Annotated in this window: 11 protein-coding genes; 7 read left to right on the top strand and 4 right to left on the bottom strand. The window is 44.6% G+C overall.

Annotation, left to right across the window (positions count from 1 at the left end):
• Window positions 1-231: 231 nt before the first annotated feature.
• The gene (locus U2P89_RS01415; RefSeq protein WP_313381724.1) at window positions 232-2,325 is read right to left on the bottom strand and encodes a M3 family metallopeptidase; all 2,094 of its coding nucleotides are present in this window, start codon (window positions 2,323-2,325) and stop codon (window positions 232-234) included.
• 313 nt (window positions 2,326-2,638) lie between these two features.
• Here U2P89_RS01415 and U2P89_RS01410 point away from each other — a divergent pair, with 313 nt between their 5' ends.
• From U2P89_RS01410 to U2P89_RS01385, 6 genes are all read left to right on the top strand, one after another.
• Window positions 2,639-4,051, top strand: a complete 1,413-nt coding sequence (locus U2P89_RS01410) for a PhoH family protein (RefSeq protein ID WP_313381723.1) — start codon at window positions 2,639-2,641, stop codon at window positions 4,049-4,051.
• 152 nt (window positions 4,052-4,203) lie between these two features.
• Entirely contained in the window at window positions 4,204-5,577 is a 1,374-nt protein-coding gene (gene hisS, locus U2P89_RS01405; RefSeq protein ID WP_019539600.1) for a histidine--tRNA ligase, read from the top strand.
• A gap of 39 nt (window positions 5,578-5,616) precedes the next feature.
• Window positions 5,617-7,536, top strand: a complete 1,920-nt coding sequence (locus U2P89_RS01400; RefSeq protein WP_313381722.1) for an ABC-F family ATP-binding cassette domain-containing protein — start codon at window positions 5,617-5,619, stop codon at window positions 7,534-7,536.
• A 116-nt stretch (window positions 7,537-7,652) separates the two neighbouring features.
• Complete coding sequence (locus U2P89_RS01395; protein WP_091909291.1) at window positions 7,653-8,195, top strand: 1-acyl-sn-glycerol-3-phosphate acyltransferase; 543 nt, start codon at window positions 7,653-7,655, stop codon at window positions 8,193-8,195.
• 121 nt (window positions 8,196-8,316) lie between these two features.
• On the top strand, window positions 8,317-8,811 hold the full coding sequence (locus U2P89_RS01390) for a hypothetical protein (RefSeq protein ID WP_313381721.1): 495 nt from the start codon (window positions 8,317-8,319) through the stop codon (window positions 8,809-8,811).
• Window positions 8,812-8,846: 35 nt separating this feature from the next.
• On the top strand, window positions 8,847-10,670 hold the full coding sequence (locus U2P89_RS01385) for an HAD-IA family hydrolase (protein ID WP_313381720.1): 1,824 nt from the start codon (window positions 8,847-8,849) through the stop codon (window positions 10,668-10,670).
• A 110-nt stretch (window positions 10,671-10,780) separates the two neighbouring features.
• On the opposite strand, the gene dinB is transcribed toward U2P89_RS01385, so the two are convergent.
• Window positions 10,781-11,866, bottom strand: coding sequence for a DNA polymerase IV (dinB, locus tag U2P89_RS01380; protein ID WP_313381719.1), 1,086 nt, complete (start codon window positions 11,864-11,866; stop codon window positions 10,781-10,783).
• A gap of 163 nt (window positions 11,867-12,029) precedes the next feature.
• On the opposite strand from dinB, the gene U2P89_RS01375 reads away from it, so the two are divergent.
• Entirely contained in the window at window positions 12,030-12,653 is a 624-nt protein-coding gene (locus U2P89_RS01375) for a YiiX/YebB-like N1pC/P60 family cysteine hydrolase (RefSeq protein WP_026327344.1), read from the top strand.
• Between the two features lie 64 nt (window positions 12,654-12,717).
• Here the strand turns inward: U2P89_RS01375 and U2P89_RS01370 are convergent, their stop codons facing one another.
• Window positions 12,718-12,903, bottom strand: a complete 186-nt coding sequence (locus U2P89_RS01370) for a hypothetical protein (protein WP_019539593.1) — start codon at window positions 12,901-12,903, stop codon at window positions 12,718-12,720.
• 190 nt (window positions 12,904-13,093) lie between these two features.
• The gene (locus U2P89_RS01365) at window positions 13,094-14,155 is read right to left on the bottom strand and encodes a winged helix DNA-binding domain-containing protein (RefSeq protein WP_313381718.1); all 1,062 of its coding nucleotides are present in this window, start codon (window positions 14,153-14,155) and stop codon (window positions 13,094-13,096) included.
• Window positions 14,156-14,540: the final 385 nt, after the last annotated feature.

The following is a 14,540-nucleotide window of genomic DNA, read 5'->3' as shown; positions in this document are numbered from 1 at the left end:
GCTAAAGCCTTGCACTGAAAGTGCATAGTTTTAACTAACGAACTTGAAAAATAAATAAATTGTGCAGAAGTCCTTTCAATTAAAGAGGAGTTAGGAAATAACTTAACAATGAGTGAAGAAACTAAATAACGGCCCGCTAAAAAAATACTTATGCACAACAAAGATAGGGATAAATTAATTCCGACAAAACAAATCAGCAATAAATTTGCAAAAAAATTATCAAACACTATTTTAGTTATCAACGCCATTTCTTCTGAGTAGGGCTTCCACACTGGGTTCCTGACCACGGAAACGAATAAAAAGCGTCATCGGATCTTCAGTGTTTCCTTTCTCTAAAATATTGATTCTGAATGAACGGGCGGTTTCCTTGTCAAAAATACCATTCTTCTTAAAAACGGAGAAAGCATCCGCATCCATCACTTCCGACCATTTATAACTATAATAACCAGCCGCATAACCTCCTGAGAATATATGACTGAATGAAGCAGACATACATGTTTCGGGAACTACCGGCAGGAGTTGTACACGTGCCATGGCATCCTGTTCAAATGCACGGACATCTCCTTCAAACGGTGCTTCCAAAGAATGCCACGCCATATCGAGGTATCCGAATGAGAGTTGACGCAAGGTAGCATAACCGGTATTGTAGTTGGACGCATCCACTATTTTCTGCAACAGCTCTTCAGGCATCTTTTCACCTGTTTGGTAGTGGAAAGCGAACTTATCGAGATATTCCTTCTGTACCAACCAGTTTTCCATGATATGCGAGGGTAGTTCTACGAAATCGCGGTAAACACTGGTACCTGAAAGTGTTTCGTAAGTGCATTTCGACAGCATACCATGCAACGCATGACCGAACTCATGCAGGAATGTCTTCACCTCGTCGAAAGTAAGCAACGCCGGTTTGGTCTCGGTTGGACGGGTGAAATTCATTACAATGGAAACATGGGGACGGTTGTCTTTACCGTCTCTCATATATTGCTCTTTAAAAGAGGTCATCCATGCGCCGGAACGCTTGCCATCGCGGGGATGGAAGTCGGTATATAAAATGGAAAGGAAATCACCATTTTCATCGAATACCTCATAGGCCTCCACCTCAGGATGATAGACCTGAATATCCCTGTTTCTCACAAATTGTAAACCGTAGAGATCCGTTGCCAGTCCGAAAATGCCCTTTTTCACATTTTCCAATTCGAAATAGGGACGCGTCATCTCGTCGTTCAAATCAAAACGGTTGTCTTTCAGCTTATCGGCATAATAGCTCCAGTCCCACGGTTGCAGGTCGAACGGTTTTCCTTCCATCTCTGAGGCAAACGACTTCACATCTTCCAGTTCCTGGTGGGCTGTCGGCGTAAATGCCTCTGCCAGCCTGTCGAGCAATCCAAAAACTGCCGCCTCATTCTTCGCCATCCTGTTCTTCAATACATATTCAGAATAGGTGTTATACCCCATCAGACGGGCGATCTCCAGACGGAGATTCACGATCTTCCGTATATTTTCCTGGTTGTCGAATTCTCCACCGGCTACACCTTTCGTGCTGTAAGCCATATAAAGTCTCTCACGTAGATCGCGGCGCGAGGAATATTTCATAAATCCCATATAGCTGGGCGCCGACAGATCGATCAGCCACCCTTCTTTTCCTTTCGACTTTGCTTTTGTGGCGGCAGCATCTATCAGACTCTCCGGCAATCCCGTCAGATCGGCCTTATCGGTAAGTACCATCTCAAAAGCATTGGTTTCCCGGAGGTTATTCTGCCCGAATGCAAGGCTAGTCTTGCTCAGTTCCATCGACAACTCGCGGTATTTCTCTTTTCCTTCGGGAGATAGCGTGGCCCCACTGTTTTCAAAGTTCTCGTAGTATTTCTCGGTCAGCCGGATTTGCTCTGGAGTAAGTCCGGAAGTATGGCGTACGTCATACACCGCTTTCACCCGTTTAAAGAGCTCTTCATTCAGGCTGATATTGTTGGAATGTTGTGATAACTTCGGACTTAACCGTTGCGATATCTCCATCATCTCATCATTGCTCTCGGCGCTCAGCAGGTTGAAGAAGACACTACTCACCCGGGTTAACATCTCACCGGAATATTCGATCGCTTCGATGGTGTTGCTAAAAGTAGGGTTCCGGGGATTAGCGACAATTGCATCAATCTCCGACTGATGCTCTTCTATCGCTTTTTCGAAAGCAGGTTCATAATGCTCTATTTTGATTAAATCGAACGGAGCCGTTCCATAAGGGGTAGCAAAAGGTTTAAGAAAAGGGTTCTCTTTTGCCGGGGTAGTCATCATTATCATTGCACAGCTGATTGTTAATAATATTTTCTTCATAAAATTCGTTACATTTGTAGAATAATTAGGGTGCACCTCGGATAAGTTCAACAAGTTAGACTTATCTCTCGGCTTCTACTATATTTATAGAATGTAAGATGCGTCTCGGGCAAGTTCAAGCAAGCTTGACTTGCCTCTCAACTTTCATTACATTTGCAGGGAGTAAGAAACCCGGCAAAGATAGTTTTTTTGTTCCAGCAGAGCAAAAAATCATACCAGCCAAAACATTCTTCCCTGAATTGTGTTTTTTATTACAATGGGTAGCGACAAACAAAGAATGGGATCTGAATTACACATATTAAATTAGAAAGATATGACAACAACTGAGAGTAAAACCAGCGGGAAAACAAAAACCACCGGAACAAAAAGCAAGAGTAAGACCAATACAAGACCTACAGCAGCAAGTGCCAAGAAAAACTTTATCCTCGACACGAATGTGATCCTGCATGATTTCAACTGCCTCGACAATTTTGAGGAGAACGACATCTATATCCCTTTCGTGGTACTGGAAGAGCTGGACAAGTTCAAGAAAGGAAGCGACCAGATCAATTTCAATGCCCGCGCTTTTGTGCGTGAACTGGATCTTATCACCGATGACGACCTGTTCACCAATGGTGCCGATATGGGAGTCGGTAGAGGTAAACTCTATATCGTAAACGGTTCAAAAGATAACAGAAAGATTATCGACGCTTTCCCCGAAAAAACACCGGACAATCGTATTCTTACTGTAGTTTCGGAAGTAGCTGAAAAGCACCCGGAGATGAAAACCATTCTGGTATCGAAAGATATTAATTTGCGGATGAAGGCACGTTCCCTCGGTATGCTGGCCGAAGATTATATCAACGACAAGGTGACGAATGTCGATATTTTTTCCCAGGGCGAAGAGGTGATCGAAGGTATCAATCCCGACCTGATCGATAAGGTATATGCTCAGGCAGGCGGTGTGGATATCGATGAGTTCAATTTCGAGATCCAACTCGATCCCAATCAATGTTTTATCCTCAAGAGCGAAAGAAACAGCGTGTTGGCACGTTACAACCCGTTCACACAAAAAATAAAAAAGATCGAGAAAGAATTCAATTTCGGCATCCAGCCACGCAATGCGGAACAGGCATTTGCTTTCGAGATATTGAACGATCCGGAAATAAAACTGGTAGGACTTACCGGAAAAGCGGGTACGGGAAAAACCTTGCTGGCGCTGGCATCCGCTCTGAAGCAGAATAAGATCTATAACCAGATATTACTGGCACGCCCGATCGTCTCCCTGTCGAACAAAGACCTCGGCTACCTGCCGGGCGACGAGAAGCAGAAGATCGCACCCTATATGCAGCCGCTTTTTGATAACCTGAATGTGATCAAGGCAGCCCTTGGACAAAACAGTTCTGACCTCAGGCTGATCGACGAAATGCAGAAATCAGGACAACTGGAAATAGAAGCGTTGGCATTTATCCGCGGACGAAGCCTTACCGGCACCTTCTGCATCATTGATGAAGCGCAGAACCTCACTCCGCATGAAGTAAAGACTATTATTACCCGCGCCGGAGAAAGTACCAAGATGGTGTTCACGGGCGACCTTCAGCAGATCGACTCGCCATATCTCGACACACAGTCTAACGGATTGGCTTATATGATCGACAAGATGCGGGGACAGAACCTGTTCGGACACGTAAACCTCGTAAAAGGTGAACGGAGTGAACTCTCCGAGTTGGCGAGCAACCTGTTGTAAAGTTAAAAATGAAAAATGAAAAGTGAAAAATGATTTTGTGAGTCGAATGATGACACAAAATCTACGGAGTGAAAAGTGAAAAATTTTTAGTTTTTCACTTTTCACTTTTAGTTTACTTATCTTTGTAGCCCTAAACAAAGATCAAGAGAATAATGCAAAAACCTTCCATACCCAAAGGGACAAGGGATTTTTCGCCCGAAGAGACGGCGAAACGGAATTATATTTTCGATACGATCAAAGAGGTGTATCGTCTTTACGGCTTTCGCCAGATTGAAACTCCTGCGATGGAAAACCTCTCCACCCTGATGGGAAAATATGGCGAAGAGGGTGATAAACTGCTGTTCAAGATACTCAACTCCGGCCATTTCCTAGGAGATTTGAGTGTGGAAGATATTACCGAAGGTAATTCTGCGAAGACAGCCAATAAGATTTCGGAGAAAGGACTCCGGTATGACCTTACCGTTCCCTTTGCCCGCTACGTGGTAATGCACCGCAATGACATCACCTTTCCCTTCAAACGCTACCAGATACAACCGGTATGGCGTGCCGACCGTCCCCAAAAAGGACGTTACCGCGAATTTTTCCAGTGTGATGCCGATATCGTAGGATCTGACTCTCTACTCAACGAGGTGGAGTTGATCCAGATCATCGACGAAGTCTTTTCCCAATTCGGCATCCGTGTTTCGGTGAAGCTGAACAACCGGAAGATCCTTTCCGGTATCGCCGAGATCATTGGTGAAGCCGATAAGATCACCGATATCACCGTCGCCATCGATAAACTCGACAAGATCGGCACGGAGAAGGTGAATGAAGAGCTGGTATCAAAAGGGATCACACAAGAGGCGATAGAAAAGTTACAACCTATCCTGTTACTGAGTGGCACCACCCGGGAAAAACTCGGTCAGTTGAAAGAGGTACTGGCATCCTCTCCTACCGGATTGAAAGGCGTGGAAGAGATAGAATATATTTTCGATAAGACGGATCTGCTTTCACTGAAAAATGAGTTAACACTCGACCTGACTCTGGCACGGGGACTCAACTACTATACAGGTGCCATCATCGAAGTGAAAGCGCTCGACGTTGAAATCGGAAGCATCACCGGCGGTGGCAGGTATGACAACCTGACCGGTATCTTCGGGCTACCGGGCGTCTCCGGCGTGGGTATCTCATTCGGTGCCGACCGGATTTACGACGTACTGAACCAACTCAACCTTTTCCCGGAAAGTTTCACACACACTACCGATTTACTGTTTGTCAATTTCGGTGAAAAGGAGGCCGCTTATCTTCTTCCGGTAATGCAACAATTGAGAAACGCCGGTATCCGTTGCGAACTTTATCCCGATGCAGCCAAGATGAAGAAACAGATGTCGTATGCCGACAGTAACCATATCCCTTTCGTGGCTATCGTGGGCGAAAACGAAATGAAAGAGGGAAAGATCACGCTGAAGAATATGGAGACCGGAGAACAAAAGCCGGTAACCATTCAGGAGATCATCATGGGTCGTAAGACATCAACAGGCGAATGATTTAGTCGCAATCACAAAATACAAACGAACAAGATATAAATGCTCAGTATAGAGAACCTTACCGTTGAGTTCGGCGGTTTCACCCTACTTGACCGTATATCATTCGTCCTGAACAGGAACGAGCGGGTAGCCCTTGCCGGCAAGAACGGTGCAGGGAAATCGACGCTCCTGAAGATTATGGCGGGGCTGCAACAGCCTTCCGGCGGCGTGGTCTCCTTACCCAAAGGCGTCTCCATCGGTTACCTGCCGCAGCAAATGAAGCTGAGCGACAGCCGTACCGTACGTGAAGAAGCTTCCCTCGCTTTCTCTCACCTGCAAAAGATGGAGAAAGAGTTAGAGCAATTACACACCGAAATGGCCGAACGCACCGATTACGAGACAGAAGCCTACCAGGCAGTGATTGAACGGGCGACCGACCTGCAGGAGCTTTTACAAATGTCGGGGATCCACAATTTCGAAGCCGAAGTGGAAAAGACGCTGATGGGACTGGGGTTTCTGCGGAGCGATTTCGACCGCCCTACACGTGAATTCAGCGGTGGCTGGCGTATGCGTATCGAATTGGCGAAGATATTATTGCAGGCTCCGGATGTGCTGCTGCTCGACGAACCGACCAACCACCTCGACATAGAGTCGATCCAGTGGTTGGAAAATTTTCTCACCACACACTCCAACGCCGTCATGCTGGTATCGCACGACCGTGCTTTCCTGGATGCCGTAACCAACCGGACCATAGAAATCGTACTGGGTAATGCTCATGACTATAAAGTGAATTACTCCAAATATTTGGAGTTGCGCCGGGAACGGCGGGAGCAACAGCAGAGGGCCTATGAAAACCAGCAGAAGCAGATCAAGGATACCGAAGAATTTATAGAACGGTTCCGATACAAGGCGACTAAATCGAACCAGGTACAGTCGCGCATCAAACAATTGGAGAAAATAGAACGGATCGAGGTGGATGAAGTAGATAACTCCCGCCTCAACCTGAAATTCCCACCCGCACCACGCTCAGGTTCCTACCCCATCGTCATGGAAGAGGTATCGAAAAGCTATGGAGATCATCTTGTTTTCAAAGATGTCACGCTCACCATCGAGCGGGGTGAGAAGGTAGCGTTTGTAGGAAAGAACGGCGAAGGGAAGTCCACCCTCGTCAAATGTATCATGAACGAGATCGGTCACGGCGGAAAACTGGAATTAGGACATAATGTGAAGATCGGTTACTTTGCCCAGAACCAGGCACAACTGCTGGATGAGGATAGGACGGTATTCGATACCATCGACTATGTGGCAGTAGGCGATGTCCGCACCAAAATACGTGATATCCTCGGCGCCTTTATGTTTGGTGGCGAAGCGTCCGACAAAAAAGTGAAGGTGTTGTCGGGTGGCGAACGAAGCCGCCTGGCAATGATCCGGCTGCTTCTGGAGCCGGTCAACCTGCTTATTCTGGATGAGCCTACCAACCACCTCGATATCGCCTCGAAAGAAGTACTGAAAAAAGCGATCAGTGAATTCGACGGCACTGCTATCATCGTATCGCACGACCGCGACTTCCTGAACGGACTGGTGAGCAAAGTATATGAGTTCGGCGGAGGAAAAGTGACGGAACACCTGGGTGGCATCTATGACTTTCTGGACAAAAAGAAGCTGGAAACCCTGCAGCAGTTGGAACTCTCTACAACTGCGGCAGCTAAAATGGAGAAGAAACAGGAGCAACCGTCGGAGAGCAAACTCTCCTATCAGGAACAAAAAGAATTGAATCGTAAACAGCGCAAGTTGGAGAAGCAGATTGAAGAGGCGGAAAATAAGATAGAAGCGCTTGAAAAGAAGATCTCGGAGATGGAGTCGGTACTCTCCACTCCGGAAGGTGCTTCGAACATGGATTTGCTGCAGAAATACTTAGACACCAAAGCCCGCTTAGACCAGACGATGCATAGTTGGGAACAGTTGCAAAACGAGCTTTGAGCAGTAAACCACATTGAGGTTTCAGCTGTACTGAACGTCACTCAGCGACGCGATCCGGAGCAAGCCTTCAAAATGAACTCCGAACAGTACACTAACCACATTAAAAAACTGAGAGAATGAAACGGATCAGTAAATTTATCTTCAATAAAATCCTCGGCTGGCGGGTCAGGGGCGAATTTCCCGTTCTCTCCAGATGCGTGATCGCCGTGGCACCTCATACCAGCAACTGGGATTTCCTGATAGCAAAACTGGCTTATTCCTCTATCGGCAGAACAGCCAACTTCCTTATTAAGGCAGAGTGGTTCGTCTTTCCTTTCAACTTATTTTTTAAGAGTTTAGGAGGTATTCCTGTAACCAGGGAAAAGAATTCCTCACTCACCGATACCCTGGCATCGGAGTTCAACCGACGCGACCAGATGCAATTGGCCATTACTCCGGAAGGGACACGTAAGCCGGTGAAAGAGTGGAAAAAGGGATTTTACTATATTGCGTATAAAGCGGGTGTGCCGATATTGTTGGTCGGTCTGGATTACAGCACAAAGGAAGCCCTGTCTCTTGGGCTTATCCATCCTTCCGGAGATTATGAGAAGGATATCGAGGAGATAAAATCCCGTTACAAAGGTATTCAGGGAAAGAAGCCTGAGAACTTTTTACTATAGGATATCAAGGCAATCCAAAATCCCGCCTGTTTATCAGAAGTTCAACTCCCCATTTAAGATGGATACTATGGCACCGGAAACAAATTCTGATCTAAAAACCAGACTATCCCACCGGATAGGAATGCAAGACATTCATGAAATCACCTTTCTTGTCCAAAATAATAATCAGAAAAAGCAGGAATTGTATGAATGCCTTTTCGACAATGATGACAGTATAGGTTATAATGCAGCCTGGGTAATGACCCATTTCTCCTCAGGCGAAAATGTATGGTTATATGATAAACAGGATGAATTGATCGACGCTCTCCTGGTGTGTGAACATCCGGGAAAACGAAGGCTGATCCTCTCTTTATTGTTCCGGCAGCCATTACACAATCCGCCGCGGATCGATTTGCTGGATTTCTGCCTGGAGCGGATGATCTCGAAGCGGGAACTACCCGGCGTACAGTCCCTATGCATGAAGCTGGCTTATGAACTTTGCCGTCTCACGCCGGAATTATTGCAGGAACTTAAAACAATACTCGAAATGATGGAACACGATTTAGTTCCCGCTATACGTACTGTCCGCAAAAATATACTGAAAGCCATGCCGAAAGGGAAAAGTCTGCAATTTTAACTCCAAAATATTACCTTTACCGAAAATTGCATTCAATGAACTACACTGCCTATCTATTCGATTTCGATTATACGCTGGCCGATTCATCGCAGGGGATCCTTATATGTTTCAGGAATGTCCTTGATCGTCGACAATTCAGGGATGTCACTGACGAAGCGATCAAACGTACGATCGGGAAAACCTTAAAAGAATCGTTTTCTATTCTTACAGGGATAACCGACCCGGAACAATTGGCGTCCATGCAAAAAGAATATTCCGAAGAGGCAAATATCCATATGAATGCAAATACGGTTCTCTTCCCCGCAACTATTGCCGTTTTAACCAGGCTGAAGGAACAGGGAGCGCGGATGGGTATTGTCTCCACCAAATTCCGTTTCAGGATACAGAGCTTCCTGAAAGATTATTTCCCCGATGATTTTTTTGATGTGATCATCGGAGGCGAGGACGTAGAATCGCATAAACCCTCGCCGGAAGGTGTATTTCTGGCGCTTGCGCAACTGGGTTGTTCCCGGGAAGAAACATTGTATGTCGGAGACTCTCTGGTCGATGCCGAAACAGCAATGGAGGCCGGCGTGGACTTCGCCGGCGTGCTGACCGGAATGACAACAGCCGGGGAACTACGAGCCTTTCCGCACCGGGTCATATTGACTGATTTAAACGATTTGCTGTTCCCTCCAACACGGAAAGGTTGGAAAAGTATTTACCATAGATACTTTCAACTCCGGAAATGGGTAGCATTCCGAAGGATGATCCATATCAAACAGATCAGGGGACGTTCCATATCTGAGGCTGCTCCGAAAGAAACCACCATTTGTAAAAACTGCGGACACACATTCACCGGAAACTATTGTAATCATTGCGCCCAAAGCAAAGAAGTACAGCGATTCAACTTCCGGTCAGGTATTTTACACGCATTGGGCGGATTAAGTAATATCGACCGAGGTTTCGGATACACATTACTTGAATTGCTATACCGGCCGGGATACATGATCAATGATTTCATTGCAGGAAAACGTGTCCGGTATTTTCGTCCTTTTCAGACACTTTTTGTATTGGCTGCCGTATATATTTTGCTGGTTCAATTTATTGATCCTGATGCATTAAAAAAGGAAAATACTGTTAAATCGACAAAACAACAGGAAATAACAGATGCCAGAGATCAGTTACAAATGCAGCTGGACACCATGCAAGATGAAACCGGTAAAAAAGTATTGGAACAAGCTATCAAATATTTAAATAGACCTGTTGAGTTGGAATCCGGTCAATCAGGTACCCAAAAGTCCCAACCGGGCCATGATGGGAAAGAGGATACTGACATCTCTCCTGACTGGATAGATAACATTGTAGATAACACGGTACATATTTCTGAAAGAAAACTGATAGAAAGTCCTTTCATGCAAAGGGTATGGAATATTCTGAAGAATTGGGCACATGGAAACAAGGCCGTCAGTATCATTTTTACTCTTCCTCTTTTTGCGTTGGCTACCCGTATGGCTTTTCGCAAACGGGTCTATAACCGTCATTATAATTATACTGAACATATTTTTGTGCAAACATATATTGCCGGTCAGATACTGCTTGTCAGCAGCATTTATTTGTTATTTCGAGGGAAGGCTGAAGTAGGCAATTTATATGATCTTTCCGTTTTAGGTATCTTTGTATTGTTTGTATGGGATTATAAGCAACTTTTCCGTGGCACCTGGTGGCAAACTATTAAACGAACAATGTTGATGTTCTTTTATAGTCTTCTGCTAATTATTTTTACAGCGGTCATACTCGTTACTCTTCTTATAGGGGGACTATCTCTTTTAGAATTATTCGGCTTTGGAAATGGACAATGGATAATGGACAATGGATAATGGACAATGGACAATGGACAATGGACAATGGATAATTGACAATGGATAATTGACAATGGTAATGGCACTCGGTAATTGGTAATTGGTAATTGGTAATTCTTAATCAGTATTCAGTCCTTAAAATCAAGTGATAACTGAAATCCATCGACCGGTAGGTGAGTTGAGTCGATATCGGCATTTTTCAGGGTTAGTCCCATCAGGCGGATCTTTTTCTCTTCCAGATCATCGACCTGTAATAACAGTTCCTTACCCAATTCGAACAACTCTCGGTAGGTCTTGATGTAATAGCTTACGGTTCTGCTTCGGGTTATGATGGTGAAATCGGCATACTTGATTTTCAACGTGAGTGTCCTGGCAAGAAATTTCCGTTTTTCAGCCCTACGGGATACCTCCCGGGCAATCTCATCGAGTGCGGCCAGCATATCCACAATTTCATTCAGGTCTTCCAGGAAAGTCTCTTCGGCACCCAACGACTTACGGACTCTCTCCGACTCGACCTCCCGGTCATCTATGCCTCTGGCAAAATGATAATAACCAATCCCCGCCTTCCCGAACTCACGCACCAGATCGACTTCACTCCACTGCTTCAGGTCGTATCCCGTCTTGATACCCAGTTCCACCATTCGTGCCGCCGTTACTTTTCCTACCCCGAAAAACTTACCTATAGGCAATTTTTCTATAAAATCCTCCGCCTTATCCGGTTCAATGACGAACAGCCCGTCCGGTTTATTATAGTCCGAAGCGATTTTTGCCAGGAATTTATTGTAGGAAACGCCGGCAGAGGCGGTAAGGCGCGTACGGTTAAATATCTTCTGCTTGATCTCCTTCGCAATCATGGTCGCAGAACGCAATCCCCTATGATTCACCGTCACGTCGAGAAATGCCTCATCGAGTGAGAGAGGTTCCACCTTATCGGTATATTCAAAAAAGATCTGCATGATCTGGTTGGAGACGCTTCGGTAGACATCGAACCGGGGCATGACAAAAATAATATGAGGGCATTTGCGGAGAGCTGTCACCGAAGCCATCGCCGAATGAACCCCATATTTACGTGCTTCATAACTCGCCGCCGCGACCACACCCCGTTTTTCACCATATCCCACCGCTACAGGCTTACCCCGAAGTTCGGGATTATCGCGCTGTTCAATGGATGCGTAAAAAGCGTCCATGTCGATATGGATTATTTTTCGGTTCATAGTAGCAAATGTAGTTTCAATTTATTAAAAATCAAAAAGAAAGAGAGAAAATAATTCAGATTTCAGTTCTGACAATTCCGGGTTTTCGACTATCAAGGTTTCATATTTGCAGGGAAAAGATTACCTTTGAATAGGAATGGTTTTATTTTCGTGTTTTATCAGAATGAAAAGAAGAAATATTATACTTTTTTGCTGTTTATTGGTATTGTCATATTCCTGTTCCAACAAGAATGAGATCAGGGATGGGGATCTTTTATTTATAGTGGCAGAGGATCACGGACTCTCCTCTGCCATCAGCCGGGTAACACAAACGGAAATGAAAACAAATTACGAACATGTCGCCATTATCCGGATCGATTCGGACACTATTTGGGTACTGGACGCTTCCCCGAAAGAGGGCACACGAAAAATATTATTGAAAGATTTTATGGATGAGCGGGGATCTGCCGTTTATCGTTACAGGTTAAAAGGTGAATATAGCAATAGTATCAACAGAGGATGGCCTCTGGCTGAGGAGATGTTAGGAAAACCCTATAATTTCTCCTATGTATGGAATGATACAAGCCACTATTGTTCAGAATTTATCTACAGGATGTTTGAAAATGACTCGATCTTCAAGTTGAACCCCATGACTTTTATCGATCCGGAGACAGGAGAATTCGATGCCACCTGGGTGGCACATTACGACAGCCTTGGAATGGCAATTCCGGAAGGGGAACCGGGATGCAATCCCAATGGATTGGCTGCAAGCGACAAACTGGAATTCTTAGGCCGGTTTCACCTTTGAGATGAATTGCCGGCCCTCCCGGCACTTATTCTATCTTTGACCCGGGAAAAATCAATATCCCCGATCAGGCCAGCAGGTATCTGAAAGCTTCATACACCAGGAATGCCGGCCATACAATCGCTTTCAGGAATCCCAGCACTCCCATCCAAAACGTCGTGGCGGTGGAGATAAAATAGATAGCTGCACCTATCAGCCCCAGTCCATAGACGGCATCGCTCGAAGAACCTGTTTTTCGCGTTTTCTCACACATAATAGTTGTATTTTATATTATTGATAATTAATATATTACATATCAACTTCCACAGTATGTAATCGCTACAAATTTAATCAAAATTTGGTAAAATAATCCAATTAACAAGTCTATCATTTAAAATCAAGCGCCGGAAATGTCCAAATTACGACGCCCCATTCTACATTCATAAAGATGAACCAAAGGATTACTATTCTTTAGAATAAAAACTCTCCAAGCGCTTTATTTCGGATTTGAAGAGGTCTTGTTTTCTTTTAGGTGTCTTTTCGAAAAAAGAGAGTTCTATGCGGGGAGAACCTTTTTGAGTGACTTTCCTCCATGAACCGATAATCTCCCCATTCAGTATAATCGTAGGGGAAAAGAGGCCGTTTTTTGTCATCACTTTACCATAGTGTATGTCATCAATTATTTCGGAACGATCTTTATAACTCACTACAAATTCATCGAACGGAGGAAGCAACAAAGCATAGTTCTCATCCGCAGGTGGATTTTTAACATCGTTTTTCATCCAAAAATCGCGTCCGTTTATTGTCTCGCAAATAAAGTCTGCCTTTATCATTTCAATGGCTTGTCGGCATTGTGTCATAGTCAATCCCGACCACCAGACGAAATCATGGATGGTAGCCGGACCGTGGCTGGTAAAAAATCTCCGTGCCAAATATTCTAGTTCCTCTTCTTTGCTCAGAGTTTTCCGACGGGGAACCCACTCTTCAAACAGAGTGAAAGTCTGCTTATTTCCTTTTAGCCGGCCGTTAATCAGGATTCCTTCCATCTCGGCATAAGATATGGTTAACTGCAGGTGTCCGTCATCTAATATTATATCCTGTTCAAGCAAGGCATCTCCGATTTCCTGTTTAGTCAGGTGCTTCCCTCCTATCAGGACCCTTTCCAGTACAGGTACAGCCCGGTATATCAGAGACTCGTCTGCACCGAATGTTTTCGCATAGGAACGATAAATGGGTTTCAATCGTGGATTGGAAAGGTCGAACATCCAGTGAATATCTTCTGCCGACACAAAATGCCAGGTCGGACGTAAAATATGGGTACGGATAATCTTCCCTGCGTTCAATGCTTCGTCAATATCCTTTACATTCCTGTTTTCCAGGCGTGTACCAATCGCCCATTTAGCCATATCAAGCGCCTGGGACTGCATAGCTCCCATCCATGATACGATTTCGTGAGGATCTCCTATTTCATGGGATAAAAGCAACTGGTTATATAAACGGATATTGAGTAATTCTGACCTGTTCATTTGTATCTCGATGAATGCGTTTTGCAAATTTACAATTTAAATCGGGAAAACATCATCAATCTCATTCTGAGTTTAGACAAGACGGTAGACCTTGTGCATTTCCTCACCTTGTGCATTTCCTCACGACACATGCTCTCATCAGAAAATAAGCCGGAACAGAAACTCATTTTAAGTGAGTCTGCTTTAACCATATATACTATTCGTTCTTAATGCGGACGTTTAATGAATTTCTTTCTTTACATTCAAAGATACTGAATGTTTGAAAAATAGCAATGATCACACCTTAAAAACCTTTACTTTTACCAATTTCCAGTTTCAGTTTAACCTTTTCCCTATTACTTCCTGAAACTTCCTCTATTTTCTCTTGAATAATCTATAGGATATC

Origin of the sequence: Proteiniphilum sp. (genome assembly GCF_034331125.1) — a bacterium.
Classification (GTDB): Bacteria; Bacteroidota; Bacteroidia; order Bacteroidales; family Dysgonomonadaceae; genus Proteiniphilum; species Proteiniphilum saccharofermentans.
Note: the sequence above shows the minus strand (reverse complement) of the source record. Positions and strands in the feature narration are given on the sequence as shown.